The sequence below is a fragment of the Nocardioides sp. LHD-245 genome (genome assembly GCF_030929495.1).
Classification (GTDB): Bacteria; Actinomycetota; Actinomycetes; order Propionibacteriales; family Nocardioidaceae; genus Nocardioides.
The window spans coordinates 130,910-151,492 of record NZ_JAVFWN010000018.1 but is presented as its reverse complement, the minus strand read 5'-3'; the positions used below and the strand labels follow the sequence as shown (position 1 = coordinate 151,492).

At 71.8% G+C, this 20,583-nt stretch carries 18 protein-coding genes; 15 read left to right on the top strand and 3 right to left on the bottom strand.

Annotated features, from left to right (window positions below; genetic code table 11):
- Window positions 1–102: 102 nt before the first annotated feature.
- Window positions 103–1,527 (top strand): carboxyl transferase domain-containing protein, encoded by a 1,425-nt coding sequence (locus RB608_RS24205; protein ID WP_308090644.1) that lies wholly within the window; start codon window positions 103–105, stop codon window positions 1,525–1,527.
- 13 nt (window positions 1,528–1,540) lie between these two features.
- Here RB608_RS24205 and ilvA read toward each other — a convergent pair whose 3' ends face one another.
- Window positions 1,541–2,752 (bottom strand): threonine ammonia-lyase, encoded by a 1,212-nt coding sequence (ilvA, locus tag RB608_RS24200; RefSeq protein ID WP_308090643.1) that lies wholly within the window; start codon window positions 2,750–2,752, stop codon window positions 1,541–1,543.
- Window positions 2,749–4,185, bottom strand: coding sequence for a PLP-dependent aminotransferase family protein (locus RB608_RS24195; RefSeq protein WP_308090642.1), 1,437 nt, complete (start codon window positions 4,183–4,185; stop codon window positions 2,749–2,751). Before RB608_RS24195 ends, ilvA begins: the two co-directional genes overlap by 4 nt.
- A gap of 169 nt (window positions 4,186–4,354) precedes the next feature.
- On the opposite strand from RB608_RS24195, the gene RB608_RS24190 reads away from it, so the two are divergent.
- From RB608_RS24190 to RB608_RS24150, 9 genes are read left to right on the top strand one after another with little or no spacing between them, the layout of a single operon-like run.
- Entirely contained in the window at window positions 4,355–5,584 is a 1,230-nt protein-coding gene (locus RB608_RS24190; RefSeq protein WP_308090641.1) for an extracellular solute-binding protein, read from the top strand.
- The gene (locus RB608_RS24185; RefSeq protein WP_308090640.1) at window positions 5,575–6,483 is read left to right on the top strand and encodes an ABC transporter permease subunit; all 909 of its coding nucleotides are present in this window, start codon (window positions 5,575–5,577) and stop codon (window positions 6,481–6,483) included. Before RB608_RS24190 ends, RB608_RS24185 begins: the two co-directional genes overlap by 10 nt.
- On the top strand, window positions 6,480–7,304 hold the full coding sequence (locus RB608_RS24180; protein WP_308090639.1) for an ABC transporter permease subunit: 825 nt from the start codon (window positions 6,480–6,482) through the stop codon (window positions 7,302–7,304). Before RB608_RS24185 ends, RB608_RS24180 begins: the two co-directional genes overlap by 4 nt.
- Complete coding sequence (locus RB608_RS24175) at window positions 7,301–8,389, top strand: ABC transporter ATP-binding protein (RefSeq protein ID WP_308090638.1); 1,089 nt, start codon at window positions 7,301–7,303, stop codon at window positions 8,387–8,389. Before RB608_RS24180 ends, RB608_RS24175 begins: the two co-directional genes overlap by 4 nt.
- On the top strand, window positions 8,386–9,669 hold the full coding sequence (locus RB608_RS24170; protein WP_308090637.1) for a M20/M25/M40 family metallo-hydrolase: 1,284 nt from the start codon (window positions 8,386–8,388) through the stop codon (window positions 9,667–9,669). The genes RB608_RS24175 and RB608_RS24170 overlap by 4 nt, the downstream gene beginning before the upstream one ends.
- Entirely contained in the window at window positions 9,666–10,646 is a 981-nt protein-coding gene (locus RB608_RS24165; RefSeq protein WP_308090636.1) for an LLM class flavin-dependent oxidoreductase, read from the top strand. The genes RB608_RS24170 and RB608_RS24165 overlap by 4 nt, the downstream gene beginning before the upstream one ends.
- A 20-nt stretch (window positions 10,647–10,666) precedes the next feature.
- A complete protein-coding gene (locus RB608_RS24160; RefSeq protein WP_308090635.1) occupies window positions 10,667–11,170 on the top strand; it encodes a nuclear transport factor 2 family protein in 504 nt (167 codons plus the stop codon).
- Window positions 11,167–11,832 carry a DUF1028 domain-containing protein gene (locus RB608_RS24155; protein ID WP_308090633.1) on the top strand — a complete coding sequence of 222 codons (666 nt, stop codon included), beginning with the start codon at window positions 11,167–11,169 and terminating at the stop codon, window positions 11,830–11,832. The genes RB608_RS24160 and RB608_RS24155 overlap by 4 nt, the downstream gene beginning before the upstream one ends.
- Window positions 11,829–13,220 (top strand): amidase family protein, encoded by a 1,392-nt coding sequence (locus tag RB608_RS24150; protein ID WP_308090632.1) that lies wholly within the window; start codon window positions 11,829–11,831, stop codon window positions 13,218–13,220. Before RB608_RS24155 ends, RB608_RS24150 begins: the two co-directional genes overlap by 4 nt.
- Window positions 13,221–13,223: 3 nt before the next feature.
- On the opposite strand, the gene RB608_RS24145 is transcribed toward RB608_RS24150, so the two are convergent.
- Window positions 13,224–14,177 (bottom strand): acyl-ACP desaturase, encoded by a 954-nt coding sequence (locus RB608_RS24145; protein ID WP_308090631.1) that lies wholly within the window; start codon window positions 14,175–14,177, stop codon window positions 13,224–13,226.
- A 143-nt stretch (window positions 14,178–14,320) separates the two neighbouring features.
- On the opposite strand from RB608_RS24145, the gene RB608_RS24140 reads away from it, so the two are divergent.
- The 5 genes from RB608_RS24140 to RB608_RS24120 all read left to right on the top strand — a co-directional run bounded on the left by RB608_RS24140 (window position 14,321) and on the right by RB608_RS24120 (window position 20,543).
- Entirely contained in the window at window positions 14,321–15,079 is a 759-nt protein-coding gene (locus tag RB608_RS24140; RefSeq protein WP_308090630.1) for a FadR/GntR family transcriptional regulator, read from the top strand.
- 79 nt (window positions 15,080–15,158) lie between these two features.
- Window positions 15,159–16,733 carry an ABC transporter substrate-binding protein gene (locus tag RB608_RS24135; protein ID WP_308090629.1) on the top strand — a complete coding sequence of 525 codons (1,575 nt, stop codon included), beginning with the start codon at window positions 15,159–15,161 and terminating at the stop codon, window positions 16,731–16,733.
- Window positions 16,730–17,767, top strand: coding sequence for an ABC transporter permease (locus tag RB608_RS24130; RefSeq protein WP_308090628.1), 1,038 nt, complete (start codon window positions 16,730–16,732; stop codon window positions 17,765–17,767). The genes RB608_RS24135 and RB608_RS24130 overlap by 4 nt, the downstream gene beginning before the upstream one ends.
- Window positions 17,764–19,638, top strand: a complete 1,875-nt coding sequence (locus tag RB608_RS24125) for a dipeptide/oligopeptide/nickel ABC transporter permease/ATP-binding protein (RefSeq protein WP_308090627.1) — start codon at window positions 17,764–17,766, stop codon at window positions 19,636–19,638. Before RB608_RS24130 ends, RB608_RS24125 begins: the two co-directional genes overlap by 4 nt.
- Window positions 19,635–20,543 carry an ATP-binding cassette domain-containing protein gene (locus RB608_RS24120; RefSeq protein ID WP_308090626.1) on the top strand — a complete coding sequence of 303 codons (909 nt, stop codon included), beginning with the start codon at window positions 19,635–19,637 and terminating at the stop codon, window positions 20,541–20,543. The genes RB608_RS24125 and RB608_RS24120 overlap by 4 nt, the downstream gene beginning before the upstream one ends.
- Window positions 20,544–20,583: the final 40 nt, after the last annotated feature.

Here is a 20,583-nt window from a genome sequence, read left to right as displayed (position 1 = left end):
GGAGCGGGGCGAGGGAACGTTGGGCCCGTCGGCCGGCATGCTGGTGGTGGACCTCTCCCGAGCGCTGGCCAGTGCCGCGCTGCGCGCCTGGGTAGGGCAGGCGTGAGCGCCCGGCTCGGTGCCCGCGACCTGGTCGACCTGGTTCTCGACGCCAGCACCGCGGTGTCCTGGGACCGGCCGGTCGACCTGTCCGGCGTGGCGCCGGACTATCGCGCCGAGCTGGAGGCCGCGGCGGCCAAGGCCGGAACCGACGAGTCGGTGATCACGGGCCGCGGCCTGGTCCGGGGCCGGCCGGTGGCGTTCGTCGTCAACGAGTTCCGCTTCCTGGCGGGCTCGATCGGGCACGCGGCGGCGGCCCGGATCGTGGCCGCCGTCCGCCGCGCGACGGCCGATGGGCTGCCCCTGCTCGCGGCCACCGCGTCCGGCGGGACCCGGATGCAGGAGGGCACGCCCGCGTTCCTGCAGATGGTGGAGATCTCGCGGGCCCTCATGGACCACCGCGCCGCGGGCCTGCCGTACCTCGCCTACCTGCGCCACCCCACCACCGGCGGCGTGTTCGCCTCCTGGGGCTCGCTCGCCCACATCACCGTCGCTGAGCCGGGGGCGCTGGTCGGCTTCCTCGGGCCGAAGGTGTACGAGGCGCTTCACGGCTCGCCGTTCCCGCCGGGGGTCCAGGTCGCGGAGAACCTCGCCGCCCACGGGGTCATCGACGCGGTGGTCCCGGTCGACGACCTGCCGGAGCTGGTGGACCGGACGCTCGCGGTGCTGGTGGACCCGGCCGCGCTGCCGACAACTCCGCGCCGTCACGGCGACATCGCCGAGCGCGACGCCTGGGCGTGCATCACCAGCACCCGGGCCGAGGGGCGCGTCGGTGTGCGTGACCTGCTGCGGCACGGCGCCACGGGGACGGTGCGGCTCTCCGGCACGGACGAGGGGGAGCGCGACGCGACCGTGCTGGTGGCGCTGACCCGCCTGGACGGGCAGCCGTGCGTGGTCGTCGGGCAGGACCGGTCACGACAGACGCCCGAGTCGCCGATGGGGCCCTCCGCGCTCCGGCAGGCGCGACGCGGCATGGAGCTGGCCGACGAGCTGCGCCTGCCGCTGGTCACCGTCATCGACACCCCGGGCGCGGAGCTGTCGCAGGCGGCCGAGGAGGGTGCCCTGGCGGGCGAGATCGCCCGCTGCATCTCGACCCTGACCACGCTGAAGGTCCCCACGGTGTCGGTGCTGCTCGGCCAGGGCTGCGGCGGAGGAGCGCTGGCGTTGCTGCCCGCGCGGACCGTCATCGCGGCCGAGCGCGCCTGGCTCGCGCCGCTCCCCCCGGAGGGCGCCAGCGTGATCGTGCACGGCGACGTGTCCCACGCCGCCGACATGGCGCGGCGGCAGCGAGTCCGCGCGGTCGACCTGCACGCGGACGGCGCGGTCCACGTCGTCGTACCCGAGGGCGACGACGACAGCCCGGCCGCGCTGGCCGCCGCCGTGGCGGCGGCGTGCGGTACGGCGCTCGCCGCCGCTCCCGTGCTCTAGGCGGCCCCGCGGTTCAGGGCCGCTCGGCGTCGTGCTCGAGGACCAGGTAGTGCTCGCGCATCGTGGCGACGACGGCGCGGGTGTGCTCGGGGCCGCGTGTCTCCAACTGGAGGGACACATCGACCTCGCCGAGCGCGTGCCGGGTGGCGCGGTCGTGGGCGACCTCCTGCACGTTGACCTCGCAGCGCACCAACTCGGCGAGCAGGCCCGCGAGACCGCCGGTGCGGTCGGGGATGCGGACCCGCACGGACAGATAGCGACCCGACGCCGCCAGGCCGTGCCGGATCACGTTCATCATCAGCAGCGGGTCGATATTGCCGCCCGAGAGCACCGCGCACACCGGCGTCGCGAATGCCGCCGGGGTGGCGAGCAGGGCGGCGACGGCGACCGCGCCCGCCGGCTCGACCGTCAGCTTCGCCCGCTCCATCAGGTGCAGGACGGCATGCGCGATCTGGTCCTCGCTCACCGTGACGACCTCGTCCACCTCCGCCCGGACGTGGGCGAAGGGCAGGTTCCCGGGACGGGCGACCGCGATGCCGTCGGCGATGGTCGCCATCCGGTCCAGTGCGACCGGGGCGCCGGCGCGCAACGAGGCCGGATAGGCGGCCGCGGCGGCGGCCTGCACGCCGACAATGCGGACATCGGGCCGGACGGTGCGGATCGCGTGCGCGACGCCCGCGGCGAGCCCGCCGCCGCCCACGGGCACGACCACGCTCGCCAACTCCGAGCACTGCTCCAGCAGTTCCAGGCCGAGCGTGCCCTGGCCCGCGACGATGTCAGGGTGGTCGAAGGGGTGCACCAGGGTGGCGCCGGTCTCGGCGGCGTACGCCTCGGCATGGGTCAGCGCCTCGTCGATGGTGGCGCCGGCGATGCGCACCTCGGCGCCGTACCCGCGGGTGGCCGCCTCCTTGGGGATCGAGGCCCCGCGCGGCATGTAGACGACGGCCGGGATGTCGAGAAGCTGCGCTGCCAGTGCGACGCCCTGGGCGTGGTTGCCGGCGCTGGCCGCCACCACGCCGGCTGCGCGCTCGACCGGGGTGAGTCGGCTCATCCGCACGTAGGCGCCGCGGATCTTGAACGACCCCGCCCGCTGCAGGTTCTCGGCCTTGAGCAGGACCCGTCCGCCGACCACGCCGGAGAGCCATCGGGACTCCTCCAGCGGGGTGCGGACCACCACCGGCGCGATCAGGCGCTGGGCGGCGCGGATGGCGTCGAGGTCGATCACAGCGCCTCCCGCTCGCGCTCGTAGTCGGCCCAGGCGGCGGTGAGGCGGTCGACCGCCTCGACGAGGACCGCCGGTGGCGCGACGAAGGGCAGCCGGACGTGGTCGTGATGACTCTCGTCGGCACAGAAGATCGGCCCGGGGGAGAGGTCCACCCCGTGCTGGAGGGCGACCCGGGCGAACTCGTGTGCGCTGCCGTGGGGGAGCTGGGTCCACATCGACAGCCCGCCGACCGGCGGGCGCGGGCGCCAGGTGGGCAACCGCTCGGCGAGCGCCGCCATGAGCGTGGCGAGGCTCTTCTCGGCGTGCGCGCGGCGTCCGGCGGCCAGCTCGTCGAAGCGGTCGAGCAGGCCGAGGACGACGAGCTGGCTGAGGACGGGCGTGCCGTTGTCGGCGACCGCCTTGAGCCGGGCGAGCCGGTCGATGGTGGGCTCCGAGGAGCGCACCCAGCCGATCCGGAGCCCGGCCCAGACCACCTTCGAGAACGAGCCGACGGTGAGGATCCAGCGGTCCGGCGAGAACGACGCGATCGGCGGCAGCACGGGGGTGTCGCCGAGCTGGAGTCCGGCGAGGGCGATGTTCTCGACCACGGGGACCTGCAGGTCGTGGGCGAGCTCGGCCAGGCGCCGGCGTCGGCTCAGAGTCAGCTGCGCGCCGGTGGGGTTGTGGAAGTCGGGTGTGACGAGCACGAGGTCGGCCTGGGACTTCGCGATCGCGTCGGGCACCAGGTCGACCCGGGCGCCCTGGTCGTCGACCGGCAGCGAGCGGATCTTCGACCCGTGCGCCGTGATGGCGTCGAGGGTGCCCGTCCAGGTGGGGTTCTCGAGGACGACCGGCTCGCGGTTCGGCAGGAAGAGCTGGGCCAGCAGGGTGATCGCCTGGGCCACCCCGGTCGTGATGAGGATCTGGCTCGGCACCGTCGGCAGGCCCCGGGCGCTCAGGTGACTCGCGATCGCGGCGCGCAGGTCGGGGTGGCCGTAGGGGAGGTAGCCCATCCCGATCGCGGCGAGGTCGAGGTCGAGCGTGGCGAGTGCCTCCGCGACCCCGACCGGCTCCGGGAACGCGGCGCTGGCCATGTCGATCAGCGCCGGCGCTGGCTCGCGGGTCGAGCGGAGCAGGCGCTGCACGGGATAGGAGGAGTAGACGGCGCCGTCGGGAGAGACGCCGAGCGCGTCCCCGCGGGCCGCGACCCAGGTGCCGGCGCCCTGCCGCGCCTCGAGCCAGCCGTCCTGCTTGAGCCGGTCGAGGGCAGCGACCACCGTCGTGCGGCTGACTCCGAGGGAGTCCGCGATCTGACGCTCCGGAGGCAGTCGGGTGCCGGGCGCCAGGTCGTAGCGCTCGACGGCGGCACGCACGGCCGCGGCGAGCTGGACGTAGCGCGGACCGGTGCCGGAGGCCCAGGGACCGAGCACGTCTCCGAGGTTGAGGCCAGTCATGTGCCTTCCTCTGCATTTCAATGCCAATATGCGGCAGATTGGATATGTACGCGCAGAGCGTTCCTCCGCAGACTACCTGACATCTGGAATTGGTCCCGCAAAGAGATTCCAATATGCGAGGCTCGTCCAGTCCAAACCAGACCAACTGGTGATTCCAAGGAGCGAGTGCATGTCTCTCAACGGTTCGCAGGATGCGTCACGCCGGCTCGGGGAGCGTGACGAGTGGGCACAGGACGTCGCGACACGGCTCGGGTCGTCCACCCACCTGGCCCAGGCCCGCGCGATTCTCGGCGGGTGGGCGACCGCGGCCGGCTCGCGGCGCGACGTTCTGAAGTGGCTCGGTATCGGCGCCGGCGTCGCCGCGGCACCGACCCTGCTGGCTGCCTGCGGCGGCGACAGCAGTCCGGCGGCCGGTGCGTCGGCCACCGGGATCCCCGACGGCAGCGGGCGCACGCTGTCGGTCTCGGTCTGGGGCGGCGAGACCGAGCGCGCGTTCAAGGAGACCGTCGAGCCGGTCTTCCGCAAGCTCACCGGCGCCAAGGTGCAGTACGACACCGGGTCCGGCGGCGAGCGCTTCAACAAGCTGCTCGCCCAGGCCAGCGCGCCCACCGTCGACGTCTTCGTCAACTCCGGTGAGAACGTCTTCCAGGCCAACCGGCAGGGCCTCCTCGTCGACATCGACACCCGCCGGGTGCCCAACGCCGCGGACATCGCGGACTGGGCGAAGCTCTTCCCGTACGGAATCTCCTACGGCCTGGTCGCGTTCGGTCTCACCCGGGCGGCCGGCGTGCCGGCGCTGACGAGCTGGTCGGACCTGTGGCGCCCCGACTTCGCGGGCAAGCTCGGGCTGCCGGGGATCGGGCACACCCAGATGCCGATGTTCCTGATCATGGCGGCCGAGCTCAACGGCGGCTCCGAGAGCGATATCGACCCTGGCCTGAAGGCGCTGGCGAAGCTCGACCCCGCTGTCCTTCAGTACTTCTGGGGCGAGTGGGCCGACCGCGCCAAGGCGGGCGAGGTGAGCGTCGTACCGGAGTTCAACTACTCCCTGCTCGGTGCCAACGACGCCGGGGTGGGCTTCACCTTCGACTTCCCGCAGGAGAAGGCGATCGCCGCCGACAACACCATGGCGATCGTCAAGGGCCGGCCCAACGAGGACCTCGCCCACGTCTTCCTCGACGTGGCCTTCGACGCCGACGTGCAGACCGCCTTCTGCGGCGAGTGGCTGGGCTCGCCGGCCAACGTGAAGGCCACGATCGCGCCCAAGGTCGCCGGCAAGGTCCCGCTCGCCGCGGACATCCTCGATCAGGTCCGTTTCTTCGACCTGGGCAAGATCGCCACCAAGCGCGCGGAATGGACCGAGCGGCTCAACTCCGAGGTGCTGCCCTCGTGGGAGTGACTCCTCGCCGGTCCCGCGGTGCGCGGGCCTCGACGAGCCACGTCATCGGAGGCTCCGGGCTGTCGGTGCTGCCGGCGGTGATCGCTTTCGCCGTCGCGGTGCTGGTGCCGGCCGCGGTGATCTTCCACCAGAGCCTCCAGCCCAACCCGCTCGGCGATCCCAGTGCCCCGCACGACACCTGGGGGAACTACCACCGCCTGCTCACCGACCCGATCTATCGGGACGTGCTGCTGCGGACGCTGCGGGTGAGCGTGGTCGGCGGGATCGCGAGTGTCGTGATCGGGCTGGCCCTGGTGATCGGGCTGACTGCCTTCCGTCGCAGGGAGGTCAGCTCGGTGTGGCTGTTCCTCCTCGTCGCGCCGATCCTGTCCGGCCCGGTCATCACGGTGCTCGGCTGGATGGGCCTCTTCGTCGAGGGCGGCATCGGCTACCGGGTGGTCAACGCGCTGCGTCCCCTGTGGGGCGGTACGCCGGGCAGGGTGGCGGAGACGGAGATCGCGATGACGATAGGTACGGTCCACTTCGTCGTCCCGTTCATCGTGCTCACGCTCTATCCCATCGCCCGCACGGTCTCCAAGGACCTGCTCGAGGCGTCGCTGACCCTCGGCGTACCCCCGGTGCGGACCGTGTTCCGGGTGGTGCTCCCGCTGTGCCGGCCCGGGATCCTGGCGGCGTCGATCGTCGGTCTGGCGATGGCGATGAGTGCGTTCGTCAATGCCCGCTTCCTGGGTGGCGAACGCAATCTGGTGTTGACCACGCTGGTGAGCCAGCTGGTCAACACCTTCAACCCCACCCTCGCGGCCGCGAGCTCGGTCCTCCTCGTCGGCCTGGGCCTCCTCCTGGTCGCCGTCTACGGCCGGGTGCTCAGTCGCAGCGTCCGCCGTGAGGCCGCTCGATGAGCGCCCGGACGCACCACCGACGGCGGCAGCAGGGCTGGACCGGCTGGCGGGTGCTGCGGACGGCGACGGTCGTGCTGGGGTTCGCCTTCGTGCTCGGACCCGTGCTGCCCGTGGTCGTGCAGGCATTCAACGACTCGTCGGTCTTCCCCGACCGGATGCGCGGCCTCACCCTGCACTGGTTCACCGACCTGCTCACCTACGACGAGTTCGTCGCGGGCACCTGGACCAGCGCCAAGATCGGGATCGGGGCCACCGCCCTCGCGTTGGCCCTCGGTGTCTCCACGGCGTTCGCGGTGACCCGCGGTCCGCGGTGGATGTCGGGTGCGGGTGTGACGTCGGTGCTGATGGGCCCGATCGTCATCCCGCAGATCGTGGTCGGCCTGGCGATCCTCCAGGTGATCAACCAGCTCCAGCTCCGGGTCGGACTCGCCGGCCTGATCGTGGCACACGGCGTCTTCGTCGCGCCCTTCGTGATCCGCCTGGTCGCCGGCGCCCTGGAGACCCAGGGGACGTCGTACGAGGCGACGGCGATGGCGCTCGGCTCCTCGCCCGCCCGGGTGCTGACGTCGGTCACCTTCCCCATGCTGCGTCCAGCGCTCATCGCGAGCTCGGTGTTCGCGTTCACCCTGTCGTTCGTGAACGTGCCGCTCTCGCTGTTCCTGGCGCCCTCGGACCAGCGTCCGCTCCCGATCAGCATCTACCAGCAGATGGCCAGCAACCGGAGCCCCGTGCTCGCGGCGCTGTCCCTGCTGCTGGCAGTTCTCCTCCTGGCGGCGGCAGCCGCCGTGGAACGGTTCCTACGAGTGAGGTTGCTTCAATGACGGCACCATCGCAGCGTGTCGCGCTCGCCGGCGTGAGCGTCGACTACGGCAAGGGCCCGGTGGTCACCGACCTCGACCTGACGGTCGCGCCCGGCGAGATCACCGCCCTGCTGGGCCAGAGCGGCTGCGGCAAGTCGACCACCCTGCGCGCCATCGCCGGCCTGGTGACGCCGACGGCGGGCACCATCCACTTCGGAGAGGACGACGTCACGTTCACCCCGCCGTGGCGGCGCGAGCTCGGCCTGGTCTTCCAGAACCACGCGCTCTTCCCACACCTGAGCGTGGCCCGCAACATCGAGTACGGCCTGCGGCGCCGGATGGCGCGCCCCGAGCGGCGGCAGCGGGTCGCGGAGATGCTTGCCCTCGTCGGCCTCGAGGAGCTGGCGGAGTCCGAGCCGGCCCAGCTCTCCGGCGGCCAGTCGCAGCGCGCGGCCCTGGCCCGGGCGCTTGCGCCCGGACCGCGGATCCTGCTGCTCGACGAGCCGTTCTCGGCGCTGGACGCCAACCTGCGCGACCGGATGCGGGCGGAGGTCGAGTCGATCATCCGCAAGGTCGGGGTGACGACGGTGATGGTCACCCACGACCAGGACGAGGCGATGTCGATGGCCGACCGTGTGGCGATCATGGCCGAGGGCCGGATCCTCGAGGTCGCCGAGCCGGAGGACATCTTCCGTCGGCCCGCCTTGGCCTACACCGCGCGCTTCGTCGGGGCCTCCAACCTGCTGGCCGGCCAGATCGAGGGGACCGGCGGCACCGCACGGTTCCGCGTCGGTGAGACCGCCCTCGCGCTGGCGGTGCCGAAGACGTCGGTGCCGGCGGCGCACGCGCTGGCGATCAAGCCGGAGGACGTCCTCCTCGACCCGGCCGCCGGCACCGACGTGGTGCTCGACGCGCAGCTGGCCGGCAGCAAGTTCCACGGCGCGGTCCGCGACCTCACCTGGACGGTGCCCGCGCTCGGCGGCGTCGCCGTCCGCTCGCGGGTGCCGGCGGGCTCTGCGGTGCCCGAGGTCGGCGGCCGCGGCCGGATCGGCTGGCGCAGCGACCGGGCAGCGCTCGTCCACGACCCCGACCGGGGTGCCGCGTGACGGTGGTGGACCGGGACCTCCTCGACGACGTGTACGCCCGTCTCGACGACGGGCTGGACGCTGCGCTCGCGGTGCTCAGCGAGCACGTCGCCCAGCCGAGCGTGAGTTCGACCGGCGAAGGGATCCGGGCCGCGGCCGAGCGGCTGCGCGGGTTCGTGGCGGAGTGCGGCCTCGCCGGGGAGGTGGTCGAGACCGCCGGTCATCCGGTGGTCGTCGGGCACCGGCCCGGACCGCCGGGTGCGCCGCGGCTGACGTTCTACGGCCACTACGACGTGCAGCCCGCGGCCGTCGCCGACGGCTGGACGTCCGCGCCGTTCACGCCGACCCTGCGCGACGGCCGGCTGTACGGGCGCGGCAGCGCCGACAACAAGGGCCAGCACCTCTCCGTGCTGCACGGCCTGCAGGCCCTCCTGGCGGCGCGACCGGACCTGCCGGTCGACCTCAGCGTCGTCATCGACGGCGAGGAGGAGATCACCTCACCCTCGCTCGGGCCGGTGCTCGCCGCGCACCGCGTCGCCGTCGGCAGCGACCTGGTCGTCGCCACGGACGGAGCGAAGCATCGCTCGGGCGCCCCGACGGTGGTCCGCGGCTGCCGTGGCCTGGTGTACGTCGAGGTCGAGGCCACCGGCGCCGAGCGCGAGCTGCACGGCGGCACGTACGGCGGCGCCGTACCCAATGCGGCGTCGCGGCTGGTCGCGGCGCTGGCCTCCCTCCACGACACCGACGGGAGGGTGGCGGTGGCAGGATTCCCCGACAGCGGCGCCGATCCCGGACTGCCCGCACTGCGACCGCACCTCGGGATCGCCGGCCTCGGCGGGGGCTTCCAGGGGCAGGGCATGAAGACCGTCGTACCGCACCGGGCGCAGGCGAAGGTCGAGTGCCGGCTGGTGCCGGGGCAGTCCGCGCGCGAGGTCGGGGCGGCCGTGGTCGCCCACCTGGAACGGTTCGCCGGTGTCTCGGCGCGGGTGATCGGCGCGACCGATCCCTACCGGTGCGCCGCGGACGAGCCGTGGCTCGCCGAGGTCGTCGCCGCGGTGGGTCGCGCGGGCCGCGCCGAGCCGGAGGTGGTCACGTCGCTCGGCGGCACGCTGCCGCTGGCCGCGCTCGCGGACGGACTGGGCGCACCGGTCCTGCTGGTGCCGCTCGCCGGCGCCGACCAGAACAACCACGGCGTGGACGAGAACGTCCGCGTCGACGACTACCGCTACGGCATGCGGGCCGCGGCGGCGATCGCCGCGGCCGTCGCCGCCGCCGCGGCGCGGAGCGAGGAGGAACGATGAAGATCGGTGTCGGCTACCCGCAGGGGCTCGATCCGACGGCCGCGCTCGCGCTGGTCGAGGAGGTCGACCGCGCCGGGCTCGACAGCGTCTGGATCGCGGAGAACCCCTACTGGCCGGGGGCGTTCGCGACGGCCGGCGCGGTCGCGGCCCGCTCCTCGCGGGTCGAGATCGGGATCGGCGTGGTCAGCGCCTTCACCCGCTCGCCCGCGGTGCTCGCGATGGAGGCCGGGCAGGTGCAGCGGCTCTCCGGCGGACGGCTGGTGCTCGGCCTGGGCGTCGGTGGACCGCGGGTCCTGGAGGACCTCGGCGTCGGTGTCGCCCGCCCCGTGGACGCGATCGAGGAGACCCTCGTCGTGCTGCGCGCACTCTTCGGCGAGGGCGTCACGGCCCACGAGGGCACGGTGCACCGGTTGCGCGACATCCGGCTGTCCTTCCCGGTCGCGGCACCGCCCCTGGTGGTCGGCACCATCGGCCCGCGGATGCTCGCCATGAGCGCGGCAGCCGCGGACGGGATCGTGATCTCCGCGCACGTGCCGCCGGCCGAGATCGAGCGGATCGCACGCGACCACCGCGCGGCCGAGCGGACCGGCCGGCGCGGCCGGGTGACGGCGTTCGTCGCCGCCGCGCTCGACGACGACCCGGCCCTCGCCCGTGCCCGGCTCAAGGCCGACGTCGCCGAGACGATGGTGCGGCTGCTGCGCATCCCGTCGCTGCTGCCCGTGCTGACGGCCGGTGAGCTCACCCTCGCCGACCTGGAGGAGGCGGCGGCCTGTGCCCGCGACGGGCGCCCCGGCGACGTCGCCGACCGGGTCGTCGACGAGCTCTGCCTCGCCGGCGACCTCGCCGCCGTCACGACCCGGCTCGAGCGCCTCGCCGCCGCCGGCGTCGACGAGGTGGTGCTGCTCCAGGCCGCGGAGCACCCCGGATTCACCGCGCACGCGGCCGGCCTCGCCGACCGTGCGCGCGCCCTGCGATGACCCCCGAGAAGGAGAACGACATGGAGTCCCTGGACCTGCCCGAGCGCTACGCCGACCTCGACCTGCACGTGGACGGAGGCTCGGCCGACGACCTGCGCGCGCTCCTCGTGGCGTACCACACCTACATGGTCGCGAACGACCACCTCGACTTCGGGCTGCTCTCGACCGTCTGGGACGGATCGGCCGAGAACTTCTTCTTCAACACCAACGGCCACACCTACGAGGGGCTCGCCGACTGGGAGAACATCTGGAACTTCTACCGTCCGCAGTTCGCCCTGGTGTCGCCGTACCTGCCGGGGCGGCTGCGGGTGGGCATCGCCGACGGCCTGGCCTTCATCGCCTCGGACCGGGTGACCCGGTTCAAGCGCTGGGTGGGCGGCGACCTGGAGCACAACCCGGCGGCGTACCGGAGCACGCTGGTGCTGCGCCGCGGGGCCGACGGCTGGCGGGTCGTGCACGCGCACTTCTCCACCGAGGACGAGGGGCTGCGGCCGGACCGGGATCCCGCCGGGGCACCGGCATGACCTTCTCCGTCGTCGCCAGGGATCCGGGCTCCGGCAGCTTCGGGGTCGCGATCGCGACCGCCCGGCCGAGCGTCGGGGCGCGCTCCGCGTTCGTCACCGCGGGGGTGGGTGCCTGCGCGACCCAGGCGATCGTGAACCCGGCGCTGGCCGGCGCCGCGCTCGCCGGACTCGCAGGTGCCGCCGGGGGAGACGCGGACGCCGCGCTCCGGGCGGCCCTCGCGGACGATCCCGACGCCGCGCGCCGCCAGGTGCTGCTCGCCGGGCCGGACGGCACCGCCGCCCACACCGGCGACGAGGTGGCCGGCTGGAACGGCCACCTCGTCGAGCCGGACGTCGCCGTCGGCGGCAATCTGCTCGCCGATGGCGAGCCCCTGCCGGCGATGCTCGCGGCCTTCCACGTCTGCCCGGGTGACCTGGCCGACCGGCTGCTGGCCGCGCTCGCAGCCGGCGACGCCGCGGGTGGCGACAGCCGGGGACGCGAGTCGGCCGCGCTGCTGGTGGTCGACGACCGGCCCTGGCCCGCGGTCGACCTCCGGATCGACCACGACGCCGACCCGGTGGGTGCGCTGGGCCGGTTGCTGACGCGCTGGCGGACCCACTGGACGGCGTACGACGAGACGGGCGTGTTCGTCCCCGCGGATCCGCCGGGGGCCGTTCGATGAGCGGGTCTCCCGAGCTGCACGAGCTCACCGCCGAGGCCGCCGCTGCCGAGATCCGGGCTCGCCGGCTCTCGCCGGTCGAGCTGGTCGACGCGGTGCTCGCGCGCATCGAGCAGCTCGATGCGGGGTTGTCGTGCTTCGCGACCGTCGACCCGGACGGTGCCCGGGCGGCGGCCAGGGCCGCCGAGGCACAGGTGACCTCGAGTGCGGAGCTCGGCGCCCTGCACGGCGTCCCGTGCTCGGTGAAGGACCTGATCGACGTGCGCGGCCTGCCGACGATCCGCGGCGCCGTACCGTTCACGGACGCGGTGGCCCAGGCCGACGCCCCGGCGGCGACCCTGCTGCGGCAGGCGGGCGCGGTCTGCGTGGGGAAGACGACGACGCCGGAGTTCGGTTGGTCCTTCATCACCGCCAGCCCGGTCACGGGTCGCACCCTCAACCCGTGGTGCCCGGACCGGACCGCGGGCGGCTCGTCCGGCGGCGCGGGCGCCGCGCTCGCGGCGGGGATGGGGCCGCTCGCGGTGGCCACCGACGGCGGCGGCTCGATCCGGCTGCCCGCGGCGTTCACCGGCGTGGTCGGCCTCAAGCCGACCAGCGGCCGGGTGCCGACGTACCCGCCGAGCGACCTGGGCACCCTCGGCCACCTCGGGCCGATGGCCCGCAGCGTCCGCGACGTGGCCCGGCTGCTCGACGTCCTGACCGGGCACACCCAAGCCGAGCCGGGGCCGATGGCGCATGCCTGCGGCCGGCCCGTCGAGCACCTGCGGGTCGGCTACTCGCCCGCCCTCAACGGGGGACCGGTCGATCCGGAGGTCCGGGCGGTCGTCGACGGGTGGGTCGCGGACCTGGTGGCGGCCGGCGTACCGGTGACCCGGTTCGACCTTGTCCTCGACGGCGTCGAGGACACCTGGGACCGGCTCTACGCACAGTCGATCACCCGGCAGGTCGACGCGCTGACGCCGTCTGCCCGCGAGCAGCTCAGCCCGCAGCTGCGGGCGTTCGTCGACTCGACGCGGGGCCTGCCGCGCAGCGCGGGCCCCGACGCCGAGCTGGTCCGCCGTGCGGTGACGGCGCGGGCGGACGCGGTGCTGCGCGACTACGACCTGGTCATCACGCCGACGACCAGCACCGTCGCTTTCGACGCCGGGCTGGAGCACCCCGGCACGGTCGCGGGCGTGCCCGTCGGGCTCACCGACTGGGCGCGGCTCACCCAGGTCTGGAACCTCACGGGCTTCCCGGCGATCTCGCTGCCGGCGGGCACGATCGCCGGCGGGCTCCCGGTCGGCGTGCAGATCGCGGGGCCGCCGTACGGCGACGGGATGTTGCTCGCGCTGGCGGCGTACGCCGAGCGGGCTCTGGGCTCCCGACTACCGCGTCGGGTGGCGGGCTGAACGCTAGGTGGCGATGTCGAGTGTCAGGTCGCTGTCGGACCGGGCCGCGGCGCGGGCGCGGTGCTCGGCCCGGCGCTCGACGAAGCGGGCGGCCTGGGTGTCCAGCCCCTCGAGGAAGGCGGCGAGGTCGTCGCGGGCCTGCTCGCCGACGGCGCCGAGGCCGGTGCGCTCGAAGATGTCCCAGTGCCGCAGGATCGGCATGATCACGTCGTCGTGGTGCAGCCTCAGGTCGTAGATGCCCGCCTTGGCGATGATCATCGAGTTGCGGCGGAAGCCGGCCATCGTGGCGCCGGGCATCTCGAAGCCGATGACCTCGTCGGCGATGGCGCGCATGGTCTCGTCGGGCGCGATCTCCAAGGCCGCCGCCACGATGTTGCGGTAGAAGACCATGTGCAGGTTCTCGTCCTTGGAGATCCGGGCGAGCATCCGGTCGGCGATCGGGTCGTTGGTGACCTTGCCGGTGTTGCGGTGCGACACGCGGGTGGCGAGCTCCTGGAAGGACACGTAGGTCACCGCCTCGAGCGGCGTCTTGTCGCCGGAGTCGTAGCCGGACGTCATGTAGTCCATCCGGGCGCGCTCGAGCTCGACCGGGTCCACGCCCCGGGTCACCACGAGATAGTCGCGCATGGCGATGCCGTGCCGGTTCTCCTCCGCGGTCCAGCGCCCGACCCAGGTGCCCCACGCGCCGTCGCGACCGAAGCGCGTCGCGATCTCGCGGTGGTACGACGGCAGGTTGTCCTCGGTCAGCAGGTTGGTGAACATCGCCGCCTTGGCGGTCTCCGAGAGCCGGGACTGCTCAGGGTTCCAGTCCTCCCCGCCCAGGAACGCGAAGTCGCGCCCCTCGCTCCAGGGGATGTAGTCGTGCGGGTGCCACTCCTGGGCCAGGCCCAGATGGCGGTCGAGGTTCTCGGCCACGACCGGCTCCAGGGCCTCCAGCAGATGGTTCGCATTGCTCACGGACACTCCCTCTCTCGACTGCTGGCGAGCGTACGCCTCGCCCGGAAGGCCGGGCATTCGGCTCGGCTCCGCAGCCGCCAGGTCGAGGTGCTCTATCCTCGGAGCAAAGCCGGTGCGGGCACGCGCGGCGAGGAGCGGGCAACGTGGTGGAGGAGAGTCGAATGGCGGGTTCCCCTGGACAGGTCAACTCGGGTGACGGTACGGCCTACGGGCGCCTTGCGGAGTTCCTGCGCCAACAGATCGTGGCCGGGGTGTTGAAGCCGAACGACCGACTGCCGGCTGAGCCCGAGCTCTCGGACGCCTACCAGGTCAGCCGGAACACCGCCCGGGAGGCGCTTCGCGTGTTGGCGAGTCAAGGATTCGTGACCTCCAAGCGCGGCACGTCAGGGGGAACGTTCGTGGCGCATCCGTCGACCGATCAGCTGGGAGCCCAGCTCGGCGTCGGGTTGGGGCTGCTCGCTGAGTCGGAGGCGATTCCGCTGGAGAAGCTCATCGAAGCACGCGAGATGCTGGAGGTCCCTGCTGCGGAGATCGCCGCGATGAGACGAACCGACGAAGAGCTCGCCGAGCTGCAGCGATGCCTCGACGACACCAGCCCGGTGGCCCCCGATGGCACCTACGAGCACAACCGGGCATTTCACGGTGTCCTGCTTCGCGCGACCCACAATCCGGTGATCGAGGTCATCGCGGAGCCGGTCTTCGAAGTCCTCCACCGCCGCATGGATCGAGAGTCCCTGTCCTCCGAGACGCACCAGTGGGTCAACGACGAACACCGGGAGATCGCCCAGGCCATCGAGGCGCGCGACCCGCTGGCAGCACGTGAGGCCACCCGGGCGCATCTGCGCAGCCTCCGGCGGTTGTACAGCACGATCGACAAGCGCGCGACGCGCGACCCGAAGTGACCGTTGACACATCTAACCTCCGAGGTTAGATTCTCCTCCGGCTGGCGCCACCCGTAGGCGCCGACACCGAGGAGGTCCGATGAACGTAGGGATCGATCACCGCCAAAGGCGTGGGAGCGCGCGCCGGACACAGCGCCGGCTCCGCCGGCTCAGCGCTGCCGTCCTGAGTCTCGTGCTGTGCGGCACGGCCGTGGCCTGTGGCTCGGCCGATGACGCCGGCGGCAGCGAAAAGGTCCTGACCATCGGTCTTCCGAGTGGGCCGGTCAGTCTCGACCCGTCGAAGGACAGCGTGACCTTCGGCAACATCCGGCCGCTGACCAACGAGTTCCTGCTCCACCAGGCCGCTGACGGGTCGATCCAGCCGGGCCTGGCCTCGTCGTGGCGGTATGTGGACGAGACCTACAAGGTGTTCGAGCTCACTCTGCGTGAGGGCGCCACGTTCTCGGACGGGTCGCCGGTCGACGCCGAGGCGGTGAGCACGTGGTTGGAGTACTTCTCGAAGGGTGCTGGAGCGTTCACCGCGTTGATGGGGACCGTCGAGGCCGTCGATGCCGTCGATGCCGTCACGGTGCGGCTCACGCTGGCCGAGTCCAACCCTCTCATCCCCTATCTGCTGTCGGAGAGCGCCAACTGGGGAGCCGTCTCCTCGCCGAAGGCCGTCGCCAGCCCCGATGTTCTGCGGACCGAAACCGTCGGCGCAGGCCCCTACATGCTCGATCCTGACCAGTCGATCAGCGACAAGAAGTACGTCCTGGTGCCGAATCCGCACTACGACAAGCCGGATGCCGTGAAGTGGGACCGGGTCGTCGTCGACATCATCCCGGATGCGAACGCCCGGCTCCAGGCACAGAGCACCGGTCAGATCGACGTCGCCTGGGGCGACCTCACGACGGTGGCCGCGGCGGAGAAGAGCGGGCTCGAGGTGGTGGGCCTGCCTACCGGAACCGGCGGCCTCATCTTCGCCGATCGAGCCGGCGACGGACCCGTTGGAGATGTTCGGGTCCGTCAGGCCTTGAACTATGCGATCGACAGGGAAGCCATCACCGAGGGACTGGTCGGCGAGAACGGTGAGCCGACGTCGCAGCTGTTCGCCACCGACGTCGAATCCTCACTGCGCGACCACTACGACTATGACGTCGAGCGTGCGAAGAGCCTCCTCGCCGAGGCGGGATACGGAGATGGCTTCGCCGTCGACGTCCTGACGTACGGCGGATACGGCGTGAGCGGCACGCCGCTCGCCCAAGCGATCGCGTCGTACTGGTCGAAGGTGGGCATCGATGCCAAGATCACGACCGCGCCCACAGCCGCCGAGTATGCGGAGAAGCGGTCGAGCAAGCGGTATCCGATCGTCTTCTACTCGGTGCCCACCGGTCCGATGGGCGCTGGGTACAAGATGGCGCTCGCGCCCACTGGCGGGCTCAACCCGTTCGGGGCCACCGACGCCACGATGACCGCCATCTTCGAGCGCGCCTCCCGCACCAACGATGCCCAGGTGTGGAATGAGTTGAGTCAGCGCACGGTCACCGAAGCCGTCTTCGTGCCGGTCTTCAATGCGCTGAGAGTCTTCTACTACGTCTCCGACGGAGTCGCGGGTGTGGAGTTGACCGAGGGGCGGCCGGAGTACAGCTGGGCCACCGAGTGGTCGCCGAGGTGAGCACCGCAACCGACACGAAACCCGGTGCGGCGCAGGTCCCCGATGCCGCCGATCGGCCTCCCGGGAGGTCCGGCCGGCGGATCGTGGGAAGCCCGATCGGCATCATCGTCACGCGGCTGTTGGGCGCGATCCCGCTCCTGCTGGCGGTCACCGCACTGACCTTCGTGCTCATCGCGCTGGCTCCGGGCGACGTCGCCCAAGCGATCCTGGGACCCGACGCGACGCCAGCGGCCTACGACCAACTGCGAGAGCAGCTGGGGCTCAACCTCCCACTCCACGAGCAGTACTGGGGTTGGCTGACCGGAGTTCTGCACGGCGATGTCGGGACGTCCCTCTACAACGGGGAATCCGTGTCGCACGCCATCGCTCAACGGCTCCCCGTGACGCTCTCCTTGATGGTCGGGGCGCTGATCGTCAGCCTGGTCGTCGGTGTGGCTCTGGGGATGGCGAGCGCGGTGCGCCGGGGCGCCTTCGGGCGAGCGATCGACATGTTCGCTCTGATCGGGTTCGCCGTTCCCTCCTTCTGGTTGGGAGCGCAGCTGATCGTCCTCTTCGCGGTTCAGCTCGGGTGGTTTCCCGCGACGGGCTACGTGCCACTCGGCGTCGACTCGGGCGAGTGGGCGAGATCCCTGGCTCTGCCCGTAGCGGCCCTCGCTTTCGGTGGCATCGCTGCGATCGCCAAGCAGTCGAGAGACGCGTTCCTCGACGCGTTGGCCCAGCCGTTCGTCAGTGTTGCGCTCGCCAACGGCGTGAGCATCGGCTCGATCCTGTTCCGGCACGTGCTCAAGGTGGCCTCGCTCCGCATCACCACGATCCTGGGTCTTCAGGCGCTGACCCTCCTCGGCGGGACGGTGGTCGTGGAGAACGTCTTCTCCCTGCCCGGACTGGGGACGTTGGCCGCCAACGCGACCAGCCGCGGCGACGTTCCCATGATCCAAGGGATCGTCCTCTACTACGCGTTCATGGTGGTAGCGGTGAACCTTCTGGTCGACATCGTCTATGCCTGGCTCAATCCACGGGTGAGGGCAGCATGATCGCGACATTGCGCCGCCCAGCGGGTGCCCTGTGCCTGACCTACATCCTCGTGCTGACGGTCATCGCGGTGCTCGCGCCGATCCTTCTCCCCGATGTGGCCATGCAGCAGGCCGGTGACCTTCGGATCACCAACGCACCGCCCAGCTCCAGCCATCCCCTCGGAACCGACACCCTCGGACGGGACGTGCTGGACAGGCTGCTGGTGGGTACCCGCGTCACCTTGGTGGGCCTGGTCATCGCCGTCTCCTGCGCGTTGGCGATCGGCGTTCCGCTCGGCCTCCTGGCCGGCTACACCAGGGGGGTTGTGGATCGCGTGGTCGGCTGGATCGCCGACCTCGCCTTCGCCATGCCCACCATCATCATCATCTTCGTCGTCCTGACCATCTTCCCCCACAACATGGTCGCCGCCATGATCACGCTGGGCCTCCTGCTCTCGCCGACCCTCATCCGCGTCGTGCGCTCGGCAACGCTGGTCGTACGTGAGGAGCTGTACATCGACGCGGCCAAGGCCGCCGGCCTCTCGGCCCCCTACATCCTGAGCAGGCACGTCCTTCCGAGGATCCTGGGGCCGATCATCGTCCAGGCTTCGCTCGTGTGCGGCGTCGCCCTCATCGTGCAGACCGCATTGGCGTTCCTCGAGCTGGTGGTTCCCAACCCGCAGCCCAGCTGGGGCGGCATGATCGCGGACGGGCTCCGGGTCCTGCAGACCAATGCATGGCTCGTCATCCCGCCAGGCCTGACGGTCACGGTCACCATCCTCGTCTTCGGCCTGCTGGGCGACGTGATCAGGGACACCTCGTCCGCGGCGTGGTCACCCGCGCCGCAGCTGATGCCCAAGCAGCGCGGAGACCTCGGCGCGCCGGCTCAGAGCACCGAGGAGACAGCAGGCTCGGCTCTGCTGTCCGTGCGGTCGCTGGCAGTGACGCTGCCGCGCGACGGCGTACCGGTCCGAGTCCTGCACGACGTGTCGTTCTCCCTCGACGAGGGAGAGGTGGTCGCCCTTGTCGGCGAGTCCGGTTGTGGCAAGACCATGACGGCGCGGTCCATCGTCGGGCTGCTCCCGTCGGGCGGAGAGCTGACTCACGGCGCCGTCGTCTACCGTGGCCGGGACCTTGCGGCCTTGTCGCGCAAGGAGCGCCATGCGCTTCGCGGCAAGGCGATCGCCTGGGTCTCGCAGGAGCCCATGGTCAGCCTCACGCCCGTCTTCCGAGTCGGTTGGCAGATCGCCGAGGGAGTGCGGCGACACCAAGGGACCTCTCGGACTGAAGCCTGGCGTCGCGCGGTCGACCTGCTGGGCGAGGTCGGATTGCCCGATCCCGAGGCCGTCGCCCGGCGGTACCCGCACGAACTGTCCGGCGGCATGGCACAGCGCGTGTCCATCGCTCGAGCACTCGCGGGCGACCCGGACGTGCTCATCGCCGACGAGCCGACGACGGCTCTCGACGTCACGCTCCAGGCGGAGATCCTCGCGCTTCTGCGACGGCTCCAGGAGCAACGTGGGATGGCGCTCCTGCTGGTGACCCATGACTGGGGGGTGGTGGCGGACATCGCCGACCGCGTCGTCGTGATGTACGCCGGCGAGGTCGTCGAGAGGGCGGACGTCGACGACATCTTCGAATCGCCGTGCCATCCCTACACGCGCGGATTGATCGCCTCGGACCCGCACCACGACCCGGACGCCGAACGTCTCCCCTTCATCGGTGGTGTGGTGCCCCGTCCCGAGGACTGGCCGGCCGGCTGCCACTTCAGCGACCGGTGCGACTTCAGCATCGCGGCGTGCACCGACCGCGCGGTTCCGCTCCTGCACCTGACCGACCATCGCGAGGCGCGGTGCATTCGCACGGACATCTTCGAGGAGGCCCCGGCATGACGACAGACGCTCCTACCCCGCCCACCGTCGACCCCCTCCTCTCCGTCCGCGACCTCGAGGTCAACTACGGCCGTGGTCGCCAGGCAACCCCGGCGGTGCGCGGAGTGAGCTTCGACCTCCAACCCGGTGAGACCCTTGGGCTGGTGGGGGAGTCGGGCTCCGGCAAGTCCACGATCGCGCGCGCGGTCCTCGGCTTGACGCCGGTGTCCGCAGGACGGGTGAGCTTCCTGGGGCGAGATCTGACCTCGGTGCCCGCCAGGAGGCGTGGCCTTCTGACCCGCGACCTTCAAGTCGTCTTCCAGGATCCCTACAGCTCACTGAACCCCACAAGAACCATCGGGCAGTCGCTGGCGGAGATGCTGCGCGCGGGCGGCGACGGGGCGGGGACGGCCACGAGCCGGGAGCGCATCGCGGAGATGCTCGAGCGAGTGGGCCTGCCGGCGGACGCGGCGCAGCGGTATCCGGCGGCATTCAGCGGGGGGCAGCGCCAGCGGATCGCGATCGCGCGCGCGCTGATGACCCAGCCCCGGCTCGTCGTCTGTGATGAAGCGGTGAGCGCTCTCGACGTCTCGGTCCAGGCGCAGGTACTCAACCTGTTGCGTGACCTGCAGCGCGACTTCAACATGGCGTATCTCTTCATCGCTCACGACCTGCCCGTGGTGCGGAACGTGTCGCACCGGATCGCAGTCATCCACCGGGGAAGGTTCGTCGAACAGGGCCCGGCGAGGGAGGTGTACGAGCGACCCCGTGACCCGTACACCCAGAAGCTCCTCAGCTCGGTACCCATCCCCAATGCGCGGCTCCAACGGTCGCGCCGCGCAACTTCTCCAGCCGCGCGAACGAGCTCGATGCTCGAACCCGCGGCAGCCAACGGTGTCGCGTCACCCGCCGCGACCACCGACTAGTGACCACGAGCACCACCGACATGCTCATAGGAAAGGACAG